We start from the raw sequence: 18,629 nt of genomic DNA, 5'->3' as shown, positions 1-18,629 counted from the left end.
GGACCCATGGCAAACGTGCAAAGCGGCAAAATGATCGTCGGTCTCGATATCGGCACCTCCAAGGTGGTGGCGCTGGTCGGCGAGGTCTCCGACGACGGCTCGCTGGAAATCGTCGGGATCGGTACCCATCCGTCCCGTGGCCTGAAGAAGGGCGTGGTGGTCAACATCGAGTCCACCGTGCAATCGATCCAGCGCGCGATCGAAGAAGCCCAACTGATGGCGGGCTGCCGCATTCACTCGGCGTTCGTCGGTGTGGCGGGCAATCACATCCGCAGCCTGAACTCCCACGGCATCGTCGCGATCCGCGATCGTGAAGTCAGCTCGGCCGACCTTGAGCGCGTGCTCGACGCTGCTCAGGCTGTGGCGATTCCGGCAGACCAGCGCGTGCTGCACACCCTGCCGCAGGATTACGTGATCGATAACCAGGAAGGCGTTCGCGAACCACTGGGCATGTCCGGCGTACGTCTGGAAGCCAAGGTTCACGTGGTCACCTGCGCCGTCAACGCCGCCCAGAACATTGAAAAATGCGTGCGTCGCTGCGGTCTGGAAATCGACGACATCATTCTTGAGCAACTGGCCTCGGCCTACTCGGTACTGACCGACGACGAGAAAGAACTGGGCGTGTGCCTGGTCGACATCGGCGGCGGCACCACTGACATCGCGATCTTCACCGAAGGCGCGATCCGCCACACCGCAGTGATCCCGATTGCCGGTGATCAGGTGACCAACGACATCGCCATGGCGTTGCGCACCCCGACCCAGTACGCCGAAGAAATCAAGATCCGCTACGCCTGCGCCCTGGCCAAGCTGGCCGGTGCCGGTGAAACCATCAAGGTGCCGAGCGTTGGCGACCGTCCACCACGCGAACTGTCGCGTCAGGCCCTGGCCGAAGTGGTCGAGCCGCGTTACGACGAACTGTTCACGCTGATTCAGGCCGAGCTGCGTCGCAGCGGCTACGAAGACCTGATCCCGGCGGGCATCGTCCTCACCGGCGGTACTTCGAAGATGGAAGGCGCCACTGAACTGGCCGAAGAAATCTTCCACATGCCGGTGCGCCTCGGCGTGCCGCATGGCGTGAAGGGCCTGGATGATGTGGTGCGCAACCCGATTTATTCCACTGGCGTTGGTTTGTTGATGTACGGCCTGCAAAAGCAGTCCGACGGGGTTTCGTTCTCCGGCATCGGCAGCCGCGACAGCTACAGCAACGAAGAGCCACAGGCACCGTTGCTGGACCGATTGAAGAAGTGGGTTCAAGGCAACTTCTAAAGCTTTACCGCAACACCGCAACAAAAAAGCAGTAGGCGAAAAAACTAGAGAATGTAAGGAGAGGGAAAATGTTCGAACTCGTAGACAACATCCCCGCAAGCCCGGTAATCAAAGTTATCGGTGTTGGCGGTGGCGGCGGCAACGCTGTCAATCACATGGTCAAGAGCAACATCGAAGGCGTTGAATTCATCTGCGCCAACACTGATGCTCAAGCGCTGAAAAACATCGGTGCGCGTACCATTCTGCAACTGGGTACCGGCGTGACCAAAGGTCTGGGCGCTGGCGCCAACCCTGAAGTAGGTCGTCAGGCCGCTCTCGAAGACCGTGAGCGCATTGCCGAAGTCCTGCAGGGCACCAACATGGTGTTCATCACCACTGGCATGGGCGGCGGTACCGGTACCGGTGCTGCGCCGATCATCGCCGAAGTGGCCAAGGAAATGGGCATTCTGACCGTTGCTGTCGTAACGCGTCCGTTCCCGTTCGAAGGCCGCAAGCGTATGCAGATCGCCGATGAAGGCATCCGCATGCTCTCGGAAAGCGTTGACTCGTTGATCACCATTCCTAACGAGAAGCTGCTGACCATCCTCGGTAAAGACGCCAGCCTGCTGTCGGCTTTCGCCAAGGCTGACGATGTACTGGCCGGTGCCGTTCGCGGTATCTCCGACATCATCAAGCGTCCGGGTATGATCAACGTCGACTTCGCCGACGTACGTACCGTGATGAGCGAAATGGGCATGGCGATGATGGGCACTGGCTGCGCCAGCGGTCCGAACCGTGCACGTGAAGCCACCGAAGCGGCGATCCGCAACCCGCTGCTGGAAGACGTGAACCTGCAAGGCGCACGCGGCATCCTGGTGAACATCACCGCCGGTCCTGACCTGTCCCTGGGTGAGTACTCCGACGTGGGTAGCATCATCGAAGCCTTCGCTTCCGAACACGCGATGGTCAAGGTCGGTACCGTTATCGATCCGGACATGCGCGACGAACTGCACGTGACTGTGGTTGCCACTGGTCTGGGCGCGAAAATCGAGAAGCCTGTGAAGGTCATCGACAACACCGTTCACACCTCCATGGCTTCTGCCCAGGTACAACAACCGGCTGCGGCCCGTCAGGAAGCGCCAGCGGTCAACTACCGTGATCTGGACCGTCCGACCGTCATGCGCAACCAGGCTCAGGCCGGTGCTGCGGCTGCCGCGAAGATGAATCCGCAAGATGATCTGGACTACCTGGACATCCCGGCTTTCCTGCGTCGTCAGGCCGATTGATGGAATGTATCAGGGCTATGAAGGTGATTGGTGTTCAGCAAAGGCATGGTCTGCTATCATCGCCAGCCTTTGTTGATACCAGTTCGCAATTTGCGCTGAAGCGGCCCAAGCCATGATTAAACAACGCACACTGAAAAATATTATCCGTGCCACAGGTGTAGGCCTGCACTCCGGTGAGAAGGTCTATCTGACCCTCAAGCCTGCGCCTGTCGACACTGGCATTGTGTTTTGTCGCGCTGACCTCGACCCTGTGGTGCAGATTCCTGCCCGCGCGGAAAACGTCGGTGAAACCACTATGTCGACGACGCTGATTAACGGCGACGTCAAAGTGGACACGGTAGAGCACTTGCTCTCGGCCATGGCTGGCCTGGGCATCGATAACGCCTACGTCGAGCTCTCCGCGTCCGAAGTCCCGATCATGGATGGCAGCGCTGGACCCTTCGTATTCCTGATTCAATCGGCAGGCCTGGAAGAACAGGACGCCGCCAAGAAATTCATCCGCATCCTGCGTGAAGTGACAGTGGAAGACGGCGACAAGCGCGCCACTTTCGTCCCTTTCGAAGGGTTCAAGGTGAGCTTCGAGATCGATTTCGATCACCCGGTATTCCGGGACCGCACCCAAAGTGCAAGCGTGGATTTTTCCAGCACTTCGTTCGTAAAAGAAGTCAGCCGCGCCCGTACCTTTGGTTTCATGAGTGATATCGAGTACCTGCGCAAGCACAACCTCGCACTCGGCGGCAGCGTTGAAAACGCAATCGTGGTCGATGCCGATGGCGTACTGAACGAAGACGGCCTTCGCTATGAAGACGAATTCGTGAAGCACAAGATCCTCGATGCCATTGGCGACCTGTACCTGCTGGGTAACAGCCTGATTGGTGAGTTCAAAGGCTTCAAGTCCGGCCACGCACTGAACAACCAGCTGCTGCGCAAGTTGATTGAGCAGACAGATGCCTGGGAAGTGGTGACGTTCGAAGACGCCAGCACCGCACCAATCTCTTACATGCGCCCTGTTGCGGCGGTGTAAGTAAAAAACCTCTCTAGTTTTTGAAGGCCATCCTCGGATGGCCTTTTTTTATGCCCTTTTAAAATCAAAAGATCGCAGCCTTCGGCAGCTCCTACAGGGTGATCGCATTCTCATGTAGGAGCTGCCGAAGGCTGCGATCTTTTGATCTTAATAGCTGACGACGCGGTTACGCCCACCTTCCTTGGCCTGATAAAGCGCCTTGTCCGCCGCAAACAACCACTGCTCCAGCGTCATCTCACTCGCCGCCGTCCAGCTCGCAATGCCGATACTCACGGTCATCGGCCGCTCGGCCCCGTCGACCAACGGCAACTGCTCCACCCCCTGACGAATATGCTCGGCTATCTGCTGTGCGCCATGGCCATCGGTCTCGGCGAGAATCACCGAAAACTCTTCACCTCCGTAGCGCGCCACCAGATCCGTCGGTCGCCGCACGTTTTCCGTGATGACCCTGGCCAGCGTCTTCAGCGCCAGGTCGCCGGCCTGATGTCCATGTCGATCATTGAAAGCCTTGAAGTGATCGGCATCGATCATCATCACCGACATCGGTTTGCCCGAGCGCTGGGCGCGGAACCACTCGTGACGCAGGGCCTGATCAAGCATGCGCCGATTGGCCACGCCCGTCAGCGCATCGGTAGCGGCCAGTTGGGCCAACTCGCGCTCGGCCCGTTGGCGCAGGCGCAACTCGCGGGCCAACAGCCAGGTCAGCCACAGCAAACCCATACACAACACGCCCGTGGCACCACTGATCAGCATCGCGGTGCGCCGCCAGGTGCCAAATACTTCATCGCTGGACAGCGCGACCATCACCGTCAGTGGCAGATTGCCGACCCGCGAATAGGTATAGAGGCGTTGTTGATGGTCCATGCTCGAGGTGCTGGTAAAACTGCCATTGCCATCCTTGTCTCCCAGAATACGCACGACATTCGGTCGGTTGCCGTAGCTCTTGCCGATGGAATCGCTTTGCAGATACGGCTTCTGCGCCAGCAGGACGCCGTCGTTGTTGATGATGTTCAACGTGCTGTCTTTGCCAATGTCGAGGCTGTTGAACAACTGATCGAAGTAATCGAGTTTCATCGACGCCACGGCTACCCCGGCGAACTCGCCGGTTTGCGAGGAAATCCGTCGACTGAAGCTGATTCGCCACTGATTGGCCTCCTCACAGTCGCAACGGGTCTTGAACGGGCGGCTGATGAACATGCCGACGTCGTGATTGAAAGCGTGGGCAAGGAAGTATTCGCGGTCGGCAAAGTTGCCCGGTTTTGGCTCGATCCGTGAGGAGTCGGCAATCACATCTCCGTGTTTGTCGAGGAGCAGTATGTCGCCCTTGAAGCGCGCGGTGGTCGAGCGGTCGAACAGCGCCAGATGGCGGATCTGCGGTGAGACATCTTGCAGGTCGTCGCGCTGGGCGGCGGCGATCAGGCCTTGCAGGGTCAAGTCGTACAACTCGACGGTGCGCAGGACATCGGCGTCGATCAGTTGCGCGATGGTGGTGGCACTGCGGGTAGCCGACTCCTGAGCGTTGGCGTGCTCGCGGATCAGCAGGAACGTGACGATGCACAGAATCGCGATCACGGTCAGCGAACTGCCGCAGATCAGCAGCAACTCGGGGCGTCCGGTCTTGCCCGCAACGGGTGGGGTACGGCTCGCGATCATGATTGGGCTGTCGGTTGGGGAGAAGTCTTATAAGCGTAGTAGGCCAAAAACCACAGCCGAAGCCAGAAACCATTTCCAATGTGGGAGCAGGCTCGCTCCCACAGGGTGCATCACTGAATTCAAGACGGTGTTATGGCGCCGATCTTAGAAGACGTTGATCGGGTAGTCGATGATCACGCGGTATTCATCTGTATCCGAATCAATCACGCCGTAGCCGTTGCCGCCACGGTTGGTCGCCCATTGCAGGTGGAGCGCCAGATCCTTGGCCTGACCGCTCTGCACCACGTACTTCAAGTCTAGATCGCGTTCCCAATGCTTGGCGTTGCGGCCATCGGCGCTGTACCAGGTGGAATAGCCTTTGCTGTCGGGGTCGACCTTGGTCAGGTCCACCTTGCCGCGCGAATACGACACCGCCGTGGTCAGCCCCGGCACGCCGACACCGGCGAAGTCATAGGCGTACTTGAGCTTCCACGAGCGTTCGTTCGGGCCGTTGAAGTCGGAGTATTGCTGGGAGTTGTCGAGGTAAACGCTGTCGCCTTGGCTGATGTAGTCGAACGGCGTGTTGCCGTTGACCCGCTGATACGCGGCGGTAACGCTGTGATTACCGACGCCAACGGTGAAATGCAGGCTGTAGGTGTTGTTGTCGATGTTGCCCAGCAGCGCATCACCGGTGTCTTGCGTGTGATAGAAGTGCAAGCCCGGGTTGAGGCTGACCAGATCGTTCAACTGCCAGGTGTAGTCGAGGTCGTAGTAGTACTGGTTCCAGATGTCCTTCAACTCAGAGGCATAAAGGCTGCTGGTCAGGCCTTCGACACCGCTCCACGCCACGCCGGCCCAGTTCAGGTGCTGGCTCTCATCACCGTCGGCAAGAGTGCCGTAGGAAGTGCCGATGCGCGTGTGGCCACTCTGGTTGTAAGGCTTGGTGAAACTCGCCTGCCCGCCTTCTATCAACCAGCCGTCGAAGCTGTGGTTGGTCAGGCTCACACCACGGAAAGTCTGCGGCAGCATGCGCGTATCACCGCCGGCGATGACCGGGTTGGTGAGGAACAGGTCACCGGCCTTCAACTCGGTATCGAACGCACGCATTTTCAACGTGCCGCCCGCCGTGGAGAACGCCCCCGGCGCTTTGCCGCCATTCTCTCTGACCGGCAGGATACTCGAGCCGTCGGTGCCGCCACCGCCATCGAGCTTCAACCCGAGCATGGCGTGGGCATCAATGCCGAAACCGACCGTACCTTCGGTGTAGCCCGACTTGAAGATCCCGAGAAAGCCCTGGCCCCACTCGATGTTGTCGTCCGCTTTCTGCAAGCGGTTGCGATTCATGTAGTAGTTGCGAGCGTTGAGGTTGAGGCTCGAACCCTCGACAAAGCCATCTTTGGCAGGCTCGTCAGCGTGAGCGGCAGGGGCAATCGTTGCGGCAATTGCAAAGAACAGCGGGGTGCAGCGAACTGGGTAACGCACGTGCGATGGAGCTCCTTGGGTCAACTGGCCCTTCAATGGCTTGAGGGCTTGATGTTTCTTGTTGTTACAGACGAACCAAACGGCTTTCAGACCACAACGAAAAAAGGCCGCTGAAAGGCAGCGGCCTGGAATGACGACGGTTGAACGGGAAGAGCCAAACAACCGCGTCGAGGGAAACGTTGGCGCGGAGCGCGACTCAGCTGTCTGTCTCGCTTGCTTGAGTCTGGGACGTGGCAGCCTGCGGGGCTTGCGAGGCGTCCTGAGCCTTGGCCATCACTTCGGCCTGATGCTGATCGAAGGCCTGAGCGCGAGCGATATTTTGCGCTACGAACGACTGCGATTCTTCAGCCATCGCCATCGGCGACAGGATCAATGAGGACAAAACGAAAGCGCTGGCAATACCCATACTGTTGGACATCTTGAAAACCTTCTCGCTTGGCGAGTGCTGTTTGGTGCGGGCAAAGATAAGGTTGCCGGGCGTTGGGAAACAGCGTGATTTTCATAAATGACTGTTGCGCAGGAGGTAAAAGTCGAAGTTCGCGGTGTAGCCAAGAGCAACCCCCTCACCCCAACCCTCTCCCCCAAGGGGGCGAGGGGGAAGGGAGCAGATTGGGGGCTTTTCAAAGCCTGAGTTCGACTGGATATTTCAGGTCGGTGTAACTCGAGAGAACAACTCGGTCAGTCCCCTCTCCCTCCGGGCGGTCCGACGTTTCGGGAGGGTTAGGGTGAGGGGCTTTTCAGACCGGCAAATAAATCCCGAAGGTATTCATCCCCCGATCACTGCGCACAAACACATCGCCGCCATGCATCAGCGCAATCGCCTTGACGATCGCCAGCCCCAAGCCATGGTTATTGCCACTGTTGCTGCGCGAGGCATCCACCCGATAAAAGCGCTCGAACAAGCGCGGCAAATGCTCGCTGGCAATCGGCGAACCGGGGTTGGCCACGCCGATACTCACCTGATGCGCTTCAACCTCAATCCGCACCTCGATCACCTGACCCGCGCCGGTGTGCTGCACCGCGTTGCTGAGCAAATTGATCAACGCCCGACGCAAATGCGCAACCTCGATTTGCACCTGCGCATCGCCGCTGACCTGCACCTGAACCTGCGCATCTTCAAGAATGAAATCCAGATACTCCAGCGTCGTCGCCACCTCATCCGCCAGCGAGGTCGAGGTCAGTTTGGTCGCCTTGTTACCCTGATCGGCACTGGCCAGAAACAACATGTCGTTGATTATCGAACGCAGCCGTTCCAACTCTTCCAGGTTCGATTGCAGCACTTCGAAATAATGTTCGGCAGAACGCCCACGGGTCAGCGCCACCTGAGTTTGGCCAATCAGATTGGTCAGCGGCGAACGCAGCTCATGAGCGACATCGGCGTTGAACGATTCCAGCCGCGAGTAGGCCTGTTCAACCCGTTCCAGCGTCGAGTTGAAGGAGTCGACAAACTGCTCCAGTTCCGGTGGCAGCGGCGACAGACGCAAGCGCCCGGCCCGTAGCGGAGGCGCCAGTCGTTGAGCTTCATGGGACAGTTTGATCAGCGGTTTGAGACCAATCCGCGCGACCCAATAGCCCAGCGCCGAAGCCATCAGCACACCGACAATCGCCAGCCCGATCAAGGCAATCAGCAAGTTGTGCTGAGTCTCATGAAAGGTCTCGGTATCGATGCCGATCATGAAGCGCAGCGGTGGGCGCTGATCCTTGGCCGGCAACTCGGTGAGCAACACTTTCAGCGGATAAGGATGGTCGGCCAACTGCAAGTCATGCATGCCCAACGGGCCTTTGGCAAAAGTACGGATCGCCGCATCGGGCTGACCGTATTCGTAACCCGGATCACCGCTCACCACCCAGAAACGAATGCGTTTGTCCTCTTCACCCAGCAGCTTCAACTTGGCGTTGATCTTCAGCCAATGCTCGGGGGTGCCGAAGCGATTGAGCGCCGATTCGAGCACGCTGTAACGCGCATCCAGCTCGGCTTCCGGCAGCAGCCCGAGGCCTTTATCAACCTGTTGATACAACGCGCCGCCGATCAACAGAAACACCAGCAGCGCCACCAGCGTGAACATGCCGCTCAGGCGCAGCGCGATGGAATTACTGGACACCACGGCTCTCCAGCACATAACCCATGCCACGAATGGTGTGCAGCAGTTTCTCGTCGAACGGCCCGTCGAGCTTGGCGCGCAGGCGTTTGATCGCGACTTCGACGACGTTGGCATCGCTGTCGAAATTGATGTCCCAGACCATCTCGGCGATGGCGGTTTTCGAAAGGATTTCACCTTGCCGGCGGGCGAGGACGCTCAACAGGGAGAACTCTTTGGCGGTCAGATCCAGTCGGGTTCCGGCGCGAGTTGCCTTGCGGCTGATCAAATCTATCCACAGGTCGGCGATGCTCACTTGCACCGGTTCATGGCCGCCGCTGCGCCGGGTCAGCGCTTGCAGGCGCGCGACCAGTTCAAGGAAGGAAAACGGTTTGCCGAGGTAATCGTCGGCACCGTCGCGCAGGCCTTTGATGCGGTCTTCGACGCGCTCGCGGGCGGTGAGCATGATCACCGGGGTTTGCTTGCGCGCACGCAATGCGCGCAGCACGCCGAAGCCATCGAGGCCCGGCAACATGACGTCGAGGACGATCACCGCGTAGTCGCTTTCCAGCGCCAGATGCAGACCCTCGACGCCGTCACGGGCCAGATCCACGGTGTAACCCTGTTCCGTCAGACCGCGGTGCAGATAGTCCGCGGTTTTTTCCTCGTCTTCGATAATCAGAACGCGCATGACCCGCCTCAGTCTGTGGTCGCCAGCGCCGCTACGGGCGCAGGTTTGGGCCTGTGGAACAGCCGCTCAAGCCACAAGTATATGACCGGAGTGGTAAACAACGTCAGCATCTGGCTGACCAGCAAACCGCCGACCACCGCGATCCCCAGCGGCTGACGCAGTTCGGCGCCAGTGCCGTAGCCGAGCATCAGCGGCAGCGCGCCGAGCAGGGCGGCGAGGGTGGTCATGATGATCGGCCGGAACCGCGTGATGCATGCTTCGAAAATCGCATCCTGCGGTGACAGGCCTCGGTGGCGCTGCGCTTCGAGCGCAAAGTCGATCATCAGGATGCCGTTCTTCTTGACGATACCGATCAGCAACACCAGGCCGATCAAGGCCATGATCGAAAAGTCCTGGCCGCAGATCCACAGCATGATCACCGCACCCAAACCTGCCGCCGGCAGCGTCGAAATGATCGTCAGCGGGTGCACGAAGCTTTCATAAAGCACACCGAGAATGATGTACACCGCCACCAGCGCCGCAAGAATCAGCCACGGCTGACTGGCCAGCGAACTCTGGAACGCCTGCGCCGCGCCCTGGAAATTGCCGCTGATCGCCGTCGGCATGCCGATCTCGGCCTTGGCCTGATTGAGCAGAATCACCGCATCACCCAGCGCAACGCCGGGCGCCAGGTTGAACGACAAGTTGGCGGCCGGGAACATGCCGTCGTGGGCAATCGACAACGGGCCAATGGTCGGCGCATCGAACTTGGCCAGCGCCGACAGCGGCACCATCTCGCCACTCAACGGCGAGCGCAGGTAGAAATAGTTGAGGCTTTCGGCCTTGCCGCGTTGCTTGGTGTCCAGCTCCAGAATCACGTTGTACTGGTTGACCTGGGTCTGGAATTCATTGATCTGCCGTTGCCCGAAAGCATCGTACAGCGCCTCGTCGACATCGCTGGCGGTCAGGCCGAAACGGGCGGCGGCGCTGCGGTCGATGCTGATGTGAGTGATGCTGCCGCCCAGTTGCAGGTCGTTGGAAATATCGCGGAACGCCGGGTTGCTGCGCAGTTTTTCCGTCAGGCGTTGCGTCCATGTCGCGAGGGTCGCGCCGTCGTTGCTCTTGAGTACGTATTGATACTGCGCGCGGCTCGGGCCGGAGCTGAGGTTGATGTCTTGGCCGGCGCGCAGATAGAGGACGATGCCGGGGACTTTCATCAGTTGCGGACGGATGCGGTCGATGAACTGGCTGGCGCTGACGTCACGGTCGCCGCGTTTTTTCAGGGCGATCCAGAAGCGGCCGTTGGCGATGGTCTGGTTACTGCCGGAGACACCCACCGAGTGGGAAAACGCCTGCACGGCCGGATCGGCGGCGACGATTTCGGCCATCGCCAGGTGTTTTTTCACCATGTCGCCGTAGGAAATATCCGCAGCGGCTTCGGTGGTGCCGAGGACGAAACCGGTGTCCTGTACCGGGAAGAAACCTTTCGGGATAAAGATGTAACCGCCGATGGCCAGCGCCAGCGACAGACCGAACACGCCGATCATCAATTTCTGATGGGCGAGGGCGCGGCGCAGGCCTTTCTCGTACCAGCCGAGCAAGCGTTCGCTGAAGCCCGGTTTGGCGTGGGCGTGATGCACCGGTTTGCGCATGAACAACGCCGCCAGCGTCGGCGCCAGGGTCAGCGACACCACCACGGAAATCATGATGGTCGAGGTCGCGGTCAGGGCGAATTCCTTGAACAGGCGCCCGACCACACCGCCCATGAACAGCAGCGGAATAAACGCCGCCACCAGCGAGAAACTGATCGAGACCACGGTGAAGCCGATCTCGCCGGCGCCTTTGATCGCCGCTTCGCGCATATCGTCGCCGGCCTCCAGATGTCGGTGGATGTTTTCCACCACGACAATCGCGTCGTCGACGACGAAGCCGACCGCGACGACGATCGCCACCAGCGTCAGGTTGTTCAGGCTGAAACCGAGGAGGTACATCAAAGCGAAACTGGCGATCAGCGAAACACCCAGAACCGCCGAGACAATCAGGGTCGCCGACAACTGACGCAGGAACAGCGCCATCACCGCGACCACCAGCAGGATCGCGATCAACAGGGTGATTTCGACTTCATGCAGGGAGGCGCGAATGGTCTGGGTGCGGTCGATCAGGGTTTTCACTTGCACCGAGGCCGGCAGCATGGCTTCGAGGCCGGGCAGGGCGGCTTGAATGCGGTCAACGGTTTCAACGATGTTCGCGCCGGGTTGGCGCGAGATCACCAGGTTCACGCCAGGTTGATCTCCGGCCCAGGCTTGCACGTAGGCATCTTCCGAACCGTTGACCACTTTGGCGACATCACGCAGGTGAACCGGGGCGCCATCCTTGTAGGAAACGATGAGCTGGCTGTAGTCCTCGGGGTGGAACAACTGGTCGTTGGTCGACAGTGTCGAGATACTCGATTCGCCGTACAGCGCCCCTTTGGCCAGGTTGAGGCTGGTTTGCTGAATCGCCAGTCGGATGTCGGCGAGGGTCAGGCCGATCGCCGCCAGTTTGTCCGCCGAGGCTTGTACGCGAATCGCCGGACGTTGCTGACCGGTGATGTTGATTTGTCCCACGCCGTCGATCTGACTGATCTGACGCGAGAGCAGGGTTTCCACCAGGTCGCTGAGTTCGGTGCCGGGCATTTGTGTCGAGCTGACGCTGAGGATCAGCACCGGGCTGTCGGCCGGGTTGACCTTCTTCCAGGTCGGCAGGGTCGGCATGTCCTTGGGCAGTTTACCGGCGGCGGTGTTGATCGCCGCTTGGACTTCCTGAGCAGCAGTGTCGATGCTTTTATCGAGGGTGAATTGCAGGGTCAAAAGGCTGGAGCCCAAGGCACTGCTGGAGGTCATCTGGGTCATGCCGGGGATGGCGCTGAATTGCACCTCAAGCGGCGTGGCCACGGATGAGGCCATGGTGTCGGGGCTGGCGCCGGGCAACTGCGCGGAAACCTGAATCGTAGGAAATTCCGCTTCCGGCAGTGGGGCGATTGGCAAGCGCGGGAAGGCAATCAAACCGACCAGCACCAAAGCGATGGTCAGCAGGATTGTGGCGACCGGGTGATCGATGCACCACGTCGAAACACCTTTATGCGCCTTCATGGCTTCGGCTCCGCCTGCACCACTTGCGGCGGCTCGCTCATGACTTGCACGGTCGAACCGGGTTTAAGCCGCGACTGGCCGTCGGTGACCAGCACGTCACCGGCCTTCACGCCTTTGATGATGTCCTGGCCGCTGCCCTGGTAAACCATTTGCACCTGCACCGCTTCGACCTTGTCGCCATTCACCCGGTAAACGAAGTGTTGGTCGAGGCCGCGTTGTACGACGGTGGGCGGGACGACCAGCGCATCTTTGTCGAGGGCTGTCTGAATTTTTACCGTGACCAGCAGGCCAGGCCAGAGCTTCTGGCTGGCGTTGTCGAATTCGGCCTTGGCGCGGATGGTGCCGGTGTTGGCGTTGATCTGGTTGTCGATGAGGGTCAGGTGACCTTCGCCGAGCAGGTTGCCGGTTTCGCCGTCCGTGTCGGCGCCGATGTAGGCCTTGACTTGCGCGCGTTGCGGGTCGTTGATCAAGCCTTGCAGGGTCGGCAGCATTTGCTGGGGCAGGGAGAATTCGACGGCGATCGGGTCGATCTGGGTGACGGTGAACAGGCCGGCGGTGTCGGTCAGGCGCAGGAAGTTGCCTTCGTCGACGGTGCGAATACCGACGCGGCCGGTGACGGGGGAGCGGATTTGCGTGTAGGACAGCTGAACTTGGGCGGCGTCGATTGAGGCTTGGTTGCCTTGGGCGGTGGCTTTCAATTGGTTGACCAGGGCTTGTTGCTGGTCGTAGGTCTGTTTCGAGATGCCGTCGTCGACGGTGAGCAGTTTGTAGCGTTTGAGGTTGACCAGGGCGACTTGCAGTTGCGCCTGGCTTTCGCCCAGTTGGGCGCGGGCTTGGTCGAGGCTGGCGCGAATGGAGCGGTCGTCGATGGTGGCCAGCAGGTCGCCTGCTTTGACGAGTTGGCCTTCTTTGACGAGGATTTTGGTGAGGATGCCGTCGATCTGGGGGCGCACTACGACGCTGTGTAATGAGAGTACGGAGCCGATGCCGCTGGTGTAGCGGGGGACGTCTTTTTCGCTGACCGCTATGACTCGCACCGGGATGGCGGTGGGGGTGGCGAGTTTGGTGGGGGCGGGTTTCATTGCCCACCATGTACCTGCGGCGGCCAGGACGATCACTAGGGCTAGCAGGGCTTTGTTTTTTTGGATTCGCATGCGGGGTGGGCGCCGGACGGAGTTTGGGCAGGGTTAGGGTCTTTATAAACTTGTTTGGGGGTCAGGAGGGTGACGGCTAGCTGTCGGCGCTGTCAGTTTTCTTTGCGGTGGATCCGTTGCTGCGGTAACGGCGGCTTAGGGTTTCGCCCTTACGGCGACTCACTTTTTTACAAGCGCCTAAAAAAGTAAGCAAAAAACGCTTGCTCCTACGTACGGCCCGCTCGCTGGGGCTCGGGGTTCCTTCGCTCCGGGATCGATCCGGGCGCAGCGCCTACGGTTTGCTTCGCTGCACCTCCTCTCGCTGTGTTTGGCTGCGCCAAACGGTCGCTGCGCTCCCACGCCCGGATCAATCCCTCCACTCAGCCTTCCGACGTCGCCCGTGGATCAAGATCAAGAGCAGGCGAGCTGACACTCGGCCTATTGAGTGGTGAAGAGCGGGGCGTGGTCGGCTTTGGATTTGTGGTGGATGCGCCCCCCACCCCAGCCCTCTCCCCGAGGAGAGGGAGCCGATTTGTGGGCCTTTCAGAATCTGAGTTCAACGCGGAATTGCACGTCGGCGTAGTTCTACCAAACAACTCGGTCAGTCCCCTCTCCCTCCGGGCGGTCCGACGTTTCGGGAGGGCTAGGGTGAGGGGCTTTTGATCTGTTTCAAAACCTGAGTTCAACACGGTATCGCACGTCGGCGTACCTCTCCCAAACACCTCGGTCAGTCCCCTCTCCCTACGGGCGGTCCGACGTTTCGGGAGGGCCAGGGTGAGGCGCTTTTGATCTGTTTCAAAACCTGAGCTCGACTCGGTATCGCACGTCGGCGTAGCTCTGCCAAACACCACGGTCAGTTCCCTCTCCCTCTGGGAGAGGGCTAGGGTGAGGGTTGGCTTTTGGCTGTTTAAATTTGTGTCAAATAACCAGAACCTTCCCACAAACTTTTCAGGTTGTCCGTCGGACGTGCGCTCTCTAGTCTTTGGTTGTCGCCGAAAACTCGGCGATCGGGTGTGAGAACCCTGAAAAATTAGTGATTCAGTCCATCAGTCCGCATAATTGGCGGCAGCTTGTCCGCTGCTCGCAAATGCTTCATGGCGGCTGTGTGCGGGCAGACTTCGGTCTGGCCGGTTTCCTATTTTTCCGGTTTCTCACCCCGCACATAGCTGCCACCCACTTCGCCGCGTGAGAAACGGCAAGGGATGGCTCCCATTTGCAAAATAGGGTTTCCAATGACTAAGCCAGTTCCAGATCCACCCATCGATCCCACCACCCCACTCGAAGACGCCATCCGCGCCGACGACCAGATCAAAACCCGCGAAGCCATCAAGCGCGCCCTCGATTTCTACCTTTGCCCCGAACCAGTCAAACCACGTCAGCCCAGTACGATGTTCCTCATCCACCCGAACATCGACACCGAAAGCCTGCTCGCCCACGCCTGCGAATCGCTGGCTTCAGCCAATGTCATGGCCGGTGATCTGGCCGATCAGCTCAGTCGCCCGCAGCGCAGTACGGCGCTGGCGATCCAGCAGATCGTCATGCTCGCCGAGCTGGCGGTAAACCGGGCGCTGGATCGGGTTGATCCGCAAACGTAATCCGTCTGAACACCGCGTCATCGTTCTTCGCGAGCAGGCTCGCTCCTACAAGGGGATCGCAATCCAAATGTAGGTGTGAGCCTGTTTGCGATGGCGATTGTTTTGTGGCCGCTGTCTCTGGAAATATTCGTAAGGTTGATAAGTCCCAAAAAGGGACCTATCGTTCCCTTTTTGGGACTCTTTGGCCTTCACAGTGGAAACTATCTCTCTAAGCGAAGCGCTATTTACCACCACTCAACAAAAAGTGTTGGGTCTGCTGTTCGGTAAGCCTGACCAGACTTTCTATGCCAATGAGATCGTGCGCTGGGCGCGTGTTGGCAAAGGCAGTCTCATGCGTGAACTCGACCGTCTGCAGCGAGCCGGTGTGTTGCGCATGACAAGGGTGGGCAATCAGAACCATTACCAGGCCAATCCCGCCTGTCCCATCTATGCCGAACTACTGGGCATCGCCCGCAAGACGTTTGGCATCGCCGAGCCTCTGCGTCAGGCATTGCAGCCGTTTACCGAGCAGATCACCTGGGCGTTTGTCTATGGCTCCATCGCCAAAGACTCAGCAAACACACTCAGTGACATTGATCTCATGCTGATTGGCGAAGGCCTGCACTACAGTGACGTCATGGAACGGCTCATGCCCATGGAGGAGCAATTGGGTCGTCCCATCAACCCAACGCTTTACACCCCGCAAGACTGGGCGGCGAAACTGGCTGCGCAAAACAGCTTTGTCGCGCGGGTGGTGCAGCAGGAAAAAATCGATCTGTTAGGGGCGAACCCTTTGGAGTCCAAGGATGGGCAGCAACGAGAGTCTGGAGAATCTTCTACGTAGCGGTGGGCTGAAAGCGGAGCCGCCGGATCGCAAGGAGTGTGAGGGCTTGATGCGCTCGGCCGTGGATCGGCTCAAGGATGCGCAAACTCCTACGTTGTCTTTTTCCAGCCGTTTCGACTTGGCTTACAACGCAGCGCACGCGTTGGCGCTGACGGCGCTTCGGTTGAGTGGCTATCGATCGGATAAACGCTATCTGGTCTTTCAGTGTCTGGTGCATACGGCGCATATCAGCAAGGTTCAGGTGCGATTGTTCGCGTTGTGTCATGAGCGGCGCAATCTCGCGGAATACGAAGGGTATATGGATGAGGATGACGCGCTTCTGGCGCAGTTGTTGGAAAGCGCCTCGCAATTGTTGAATAACGTTCAGCAACGAATGAACTGACATCCGGCACGGCTTGCGATCCTGACTAATCTCTTAAAGATTCGCCTCTATGAGCGGATACAGCTTGTATGGCTCAGGCCGCGCACGGCCCAAATCTCTCTGGGCCGTCCACTTCGGGAGTGTCTTGAAATGAAGCTGAAAACCGCTCTGCCGTATGTGCTTCTCTTGCTTCCACTCACAGCGTTCGCCGCGCCGGCCAGTCAATCCGGTGAGATCCGCTTTACCGGGCAAATCGTTGATTCGGGCTGTCAGGTCGGACTGGTCGGGGCGTTTGCTGATCGTGAGTCTCGCCAGATTGAAATCAAGCCCGGCGTGAAAGTCGATGTCGACACTGAGCGCAACGCCTGTAGCCATCAGTCGCTGCCGATTTCCATGCGCTACGAAGCGCTGAAGACCTCGACCGACAAAGGCATCGTCACCATCACCTACCTGTAAACCGTTCGGCGTGCGCTGCAAATCTTCAGGTGCCGAGCCATGGCGCACAGGTATACTGCGCGCCTTCGCGGCTCACTGATCGGGCCCGACTTTTTGCTTTCCGGAGCTTTTATGACTTCCCCGACCCTGCCGCCGGTTGACGACGCCGTGAGCGATGTCCCGGCTGAACTGGCCGATACCAGCGAAACCAAAGCCGAAATCCCGGCGTTCAAATTTCCGTTCAAACCGGGCGAACTGGCTTCTGCCAAAGGCTCGAACCAGCCGTGGTACAAGAACGGCGCCAAGAACGGCCACACCAAGACCCCGGGCATGGCGCCGCCGGGCACCCGTCGTTCGATGGGCAAGCGCTGAGTTTTATTCCCGCCTGCGTTCAACGCGGCGATTGATACTGCCTGTGCCGGACCTTTCGCTGGCAAGCCAGCTCCCACAGGGTTCTGTGTCGTACACAAATTACGTGAGCGCCCGAGATACCTGTGGGAGCTGGCTTGCCAGCGATGAGGCCAGTTCGGTTTTTGCAAAATCCCGATCAAGCCGCCCGTAGCGAGATAAACGCATACGTCTGCGCCGGCTCCGTCACCACCTGCGCCCCGGCCGCCAAAATCTGCGCGGCAACATCATCGCCCGATAGATGAAACACCCACTCACTGGGTGCAGTCGTCAACGGCTGCGCGGTCACCTGATCAATCACCGCCGCAAACGCATCCATGTTCGGCAAGTACGCAGTAAAGCCGTCCCCTTTCAGTGCTGTGGTGCGAATCCCGAGCATCGCGCAAATCGCGTCCTTGATGCCGATGTCATCCCGATCGGCCTGGCGCGAGCGCTGAATCAACTCCACCAGTTCCTGATCGACCAACTCACCGCCGGCAATCAACACCGGCCCCTGTTGCCAGGACTCCGGCGGACAATCCTTGGCGGCAGGGTTGAGCGGGATATGCGGATTGATTTCTGCCGGATAAATGCGGCACACCAACGGCCGTCGCTCGTAGATCCGGCACAACTTGTCTTCGTCAAGATTCCGACAGGGGCCGACGTTGTACGCGGCGAAAGTGATCGCCACATGGGCGTCTGCCGCGCCGCTGCGAACGAGCGCTGAGCGCCGTTCGGCATGTTCCCGCTGCTGCGCCGGCAAACCCAGGCCATTACCGAGAAATGCCTCCACCAGCACGATCACCTGACCGCCATCCGCCGCCCACATGCGGGCTTCGGCCAAGGTCAGCGGGACATGGTGGTCGGTGCAGCATTTGCCACAGCCTACGCAGGAAAACGTCGTATTCATTGAGCGATCTGTCTTCAATCAGGGTGTGAAACGGTGGCGGAAAACCACCGCACAGGCGCGGATCGAAGCAAGTTATGCGCCACTCACTGGGATTTGGCTGTCGGGCGGATCGAGTCCCACTCGGTGACGAAGGCGATTTTCGATTTTTTGTTGTAGAGGCAAAGCTCGGTGCCTTGCTGGCCTTTCATGTGTTTTTGCGGGTATTGGCCTTGCAGCAGAACGGCGGTGTAGCCGACGCGGTCATCGAATTGTGCGGGGGTGCCGACTGGTTTGGCGTTTTTCAGGCCGCTGGCCTTGGTGCAACTGGCGAGCACGGTTTTGTCGTAGGCGGCCCAGGCATCGGGGCTGGAGGCTTGAGCCTGGGAGGTTAGGGCGGTGAGGCAGAGCAGGCTTGCGGTGAAGGTTTTCATGGTGGGCGTCCTTGGTCGTGGGTGGCC

17 protein-coding genes are annotated in these 18,629 nt (G+C 59.4%); 8 read left to right on the top strand and 9 right to left on the bottom strand.

Annotation, left to right across the window (positions count from 1 at the left end):
- The first annotated feature begins 6 nt into the window (after positions 1–6).
- From ftsA to lpxC, 3 genes are all read left to right on the top strand, one after another.
- Positions 7–1,266 (top strand): cell division protein FtsA, encoded by a 1,260-nt coding sequence (ftsA, locus tag LOY43_RS23355; RefSeq protein ID WP_007916987.1) that lies wholly within the window; start codon positions 7–9, stop codon positions 1,264–1,266.
- Positions 1,267–1,334: 68 nt separating this feature from the next.
- Positions 1,335–2,531 carry a cell division protein FtsZ gene (gene ftsZ / locus LOY43_RS23350; RefSeq protein WP_007916986.1) on the top strand — a complete coding sequence of 399 codons (1,197 nt, stop codon included), beginning with the start codon at positions 1,335–1,337 and terminating at the stop codon, positions 2,529–2,531.
- Positions 2,532–2,643: 112 nt separating this feature from the next.
- Complete coding sequence (lpxC, locus tag LOY43_RS23345) at positions 2,644–3,555, top strand: UDP-3-O-acyl-N-acetylglucosamine deacetylase (RefSeq protein ID WP_007916984.1); 912 nt, start codon at positions 2,644–2,646, stop codon at positions 3,553–3,555.
- 147 nt (positions 3,556–3,702) lie between these two features.
- Here the strand turns inward: lpxC and LOY43_RS23340 are convergent, their stop codons facing one another.
- From LOY43_RS23340 to LOY43_RS23310, 7 genes are all read right to left on the bottom strand, one after another.
- A complete protein-coding gene (locus LOY43_RS23340; protein ID WP_258708805.1) occupies positions 3,703–5,208 on the bottom strand; it encodes a sensor domain-containing diguanylate cyclase in 1,506 nt (501 codons plus the stop codon).
- Between the two features lie 144 nt (positions 5,209–5,352).
- The gene (locus LOY43_RS23335; protein WP_258708804.1) at positions 5,353–6,669 is read right to left on the bottom strand and encodes an OprD family porin; all 1,317 of its coding nucleotides are present in this window, start codon (positions 6,667–6,669) and stop codon (positions 5,353–5,355) included.
- Between the two features lie 196 nt (positions 6,670–6,865).
- Positions 6,866–7,087: a hypothetical protein gene (locus LOY43_RS23330; protein WP_095125944.1), complete on the bottom strand. Its 222-nt coding sequence runs from the start codon at positions 7,085–7,087 to the stop codon at positions 6,866–6,868.
- 319 nt (positions 7,088–7,406) lie between these two features.
- Positions 7,407–8,771, bottom strand: a complete 1,365-nt coding sequence (locus tag LOY43_RS23325) for a heavy metal sensor histidine kinase (RefSeq protein WP_258708803.1) — start codon at positions 8,769–8,771, stop codon at positions 7,407–7,409.
- Positions 8,761–9,438 (bottom strand): heavy metal response regulator transcription factor, encoded by a 678-nt coding sequence (locus LOY43_RS23320; RefSeq protein ID WP_007916978.1) that lies wholly within the window; start codon positions 9,436–9,438, stop codon positions 8,761–8,763. Before LOY43_RS23320 ends, LOY43_RS23325 begins: the two co-directional genes overlap by 11 nt.
- Positions 9,439–9,446: 8 nt before the next feature.
- Positions 9,447–12,548: a multidrug efflux RND transporter permease subunit gene (locus tag LOY43_RS23315; RefSeq protein ID WP_095125942.1), complete on the bottom strand. Its 3,102-nt coding sequence runs from the start codon at positions 12,546–12,548 to the stop codon at positions 9,447–9,449.
- Complete coding sequence (locus LOY43_RS23310) at positions 12,545–13,702, bottom strand: efflux RND transporter periplasmic adaptor subunit (RefSeq protein ID WP_220556970.1); 1,158 nt, start codon at positions 13,700–13,702, stop codon at positions 12,545–12,547. The genes LOY43_RS23315 and LOY43_RS23310 overlap by 4 nt, the downstream gene beginning before the upstream one ends.
- A 1,211-nt stretch (positions 13,703–14,913) precedes the next feature.
- On the opposite strand from LOY43_RS23310, the gene LOY43_RS23305 reads away from it, so the two are divergent.
- The 5 genes from LOY43_RS23305 to LOY43_RS23285 all read left to right on the top strand — a co-directional run bounded on the left by LOY43_RS23305 (position 14,914) and on the right by LOY43_RS23285 (position 17,267).
- The gene (locus tag LOY43_RS23305) at positions 14,914–15,276 is read left to right on the top strand and encodes a DUF6124 family protein (RefSeq protein WP_016985602.1); all 363 of its coding nucleotides are present in this window, start codon (positions 14,914–14,916) and stop codon (positions 15,274–15,276) included.
- A gap of 193 nt (positions 15,277–15,469) precedes the next feature.
- The gene (locus LOY43_RS23300) at positions 15,470–16,099 is read left to right on the top strand and encodes a nucleotidyltransferase domain-containing protein (protein ID WP_258708802.1); all 630 of its coding nucleotides are present in this window, start codon (positions 15,470–15,472) and stop codon (positions 16,097–16,099) included.
- Positions 16,062–16,481, top strand: coding sequence for a hypothetical protein (locus LOY43_RS23295; protein ID WP_258708801.1), 420 nt, complete (start codon positions 16,062–16,064; stop codon positions 16,479–16,481). Before LOY43_RS23300 ends, LOY43_RS23295 begins: the two co-directional genes overlap by 38 nt.
- Positions 16,482–16,610: 129 nt before the next feature.
- Positions 16,611–16,916 carry a hypothetical protein gene (locus LOY43_RS23290; protein WP_095050659.1) on the top strand — a complete coding sequence of 102 codons (306 nt, stop codon included), beginning with the start codon at positions 16,611–16,613 and terminating at the stop codon, positions 16,914–16,916.
- A 111-nt stretch (positions 16,917–17,027) separates the two neighbouring features.
- Positions 17,028–17,267 (top strand): hypothetical protein, encoded by a 240-nt coding sequence (locus LOY43_RS23285; RefSeq protein WP_095050660.1) that lies wholly within the window; start codon positions 17,028–17,030, stop codon positions 17,265–17,267.
- Positions 17,268–17,442: 175 nt separating this feature from the next.
- Here the strand turns inward: LOY43_RS23285 and LOY43_RS23280 are convergent, their stop codons facing one another.
- Positions 17,443–18,192, bottom strand: coding sequence for a YkgJ family cysteine cluster protein (locus LOY43_RS23280; protein WP_258708800.1), 750 nt, complete (start codon positions 18,190–18,192; stop codon positions 17,443–17,445).
- An 83-nt stretch (positions 18,193–18,275) separates the two neighbouring features.
- The gene (locus tag LOY43_RS23275) at positions 18,276–18,602 is read right to left on the bottom strand and encodes a hypothetical protein (RefSeq protein ID WP_095050662.1); all 327 of its coding nucleotides are present in this window, start codon (positions 18,600–18,602) and stop codon (positions 18,276–18,278) included.
- Positions 18,603–18,629 lie beyond the last annotated feature (27 nt).

The sequence above is a fragment of the Pseudomonas sp. B21-041 genome, from assembly GCF_024748675.1.
In the GTDB taxonomy this organism is placed as follows: Bacteria; Pseudomonadota; Gammaproteobacteria; order Pseudomonadales; family Pseudomonadaceae; genus Aquipseudomonas; species Aquipseudomonas neuropathica.
Note: the sequence above shows the minus strand (reverse complement) of the source record. Positions and strands in the feature narration are given on the sequence as shown.

Bases quoted from the DNA above. Each gene is read 5' to 3' on its own strand.
- ftsA (WP_007916987.1), top strand. From the start codon at position 7: ATGGCAAACGTGCAAAGCGGCAAAATGATCGTCGGTCTCGATATCGGC.
- ftsZ (WP_007916986.1), top strand. From the start codon at position 1,335: ATGTTCGAACTCGTAGACAACATCCCCGCAAGCCCGGTAATCAAAGTT.
- lpxC (WP_007916984.1), top strand. From the start codon at position 2,644: ATGATTAAACAACGCACACTGAAAAATATTATCCGTGCCACAGGTGTA.
- LOY43_RS23340 (WP_258708805.1), bottom strand. From the start codon at position 5,208: ATGATCGCGAGCCGTACCCCACCCGTTGCGGGCAAGACCGGACGCCCC.
- LOY43_RS23330 (WP_095125944.1), bottom strand. From the start codon at position 7,087: ATGTCCAACAGTATGGGTATTGCCAGCGCTTTCGTTTTGTCCTCATTG.
- LOY43_RS23320 (WP_007916978.1), bottom strand. From the start codon at position 9,438: ATGCGCGTTCTGATTATCGAAGACGAGGAAAAAACCGCGGACTATCTG.
- LOY43_RS23315 (WP_095125942.1), bottom strand. From the start codon at position 12,548: ATGAAGGCGCATAAAGGTGTTTCGACGTGGTGCATCGATCACCCGGTC.
- LOY43_RS23310 (WP_220556970.1), bottom strand. From the start codon at position 13,702: ATGCGAATCCAAAAAAACAAAGCCCTGCTAGCCCTAGTGATCGTCCTG.
- LOY43_RS23305 (WP_016985602.1), top strand. From the start codon at position 14,914: ATGACTAAGCCAGTTCCAGATCCACCCATCGATCCCACCACCCCACTC.
- LOY43_RS23295 (WP_258708801.1), top strand. From the start codon at position 16,062: ATGGGCAGCAACGAGAGTCTGGAGAATCTTCTACGTAGCGGTGGGCTG.
- LOY43_RS23290 (WP_095050659.1), top strand. From the start codon at position 16,611: ATGAAGCTGAAAACCGCTCTGCCGTATGTGCTTCTCTTGCTTCCACTC.
- LOY43_RS23285 (WP_095050660.1), top strand. From the start codon at position 17,028: ATGACTTCCCCGACCCTGCCGCCGGTTGACGACGCCGTGAGCGATGTC.
- LOY43_RS23280 (WP_258708800.1), bottom strand. From the start codon at position 18,192: ATGAATACGACGTTTTCCTGCGTAGGCTGTGGCAAATGCTGCACCGAC.
- LOY43_RS23275 (WP_095050662.1), bottom strand. From the start codon at position 18,602: ATGAAAACCTTCACCGCAAGCCTGCTCTGCCTCACCGCCCTAACCTCC.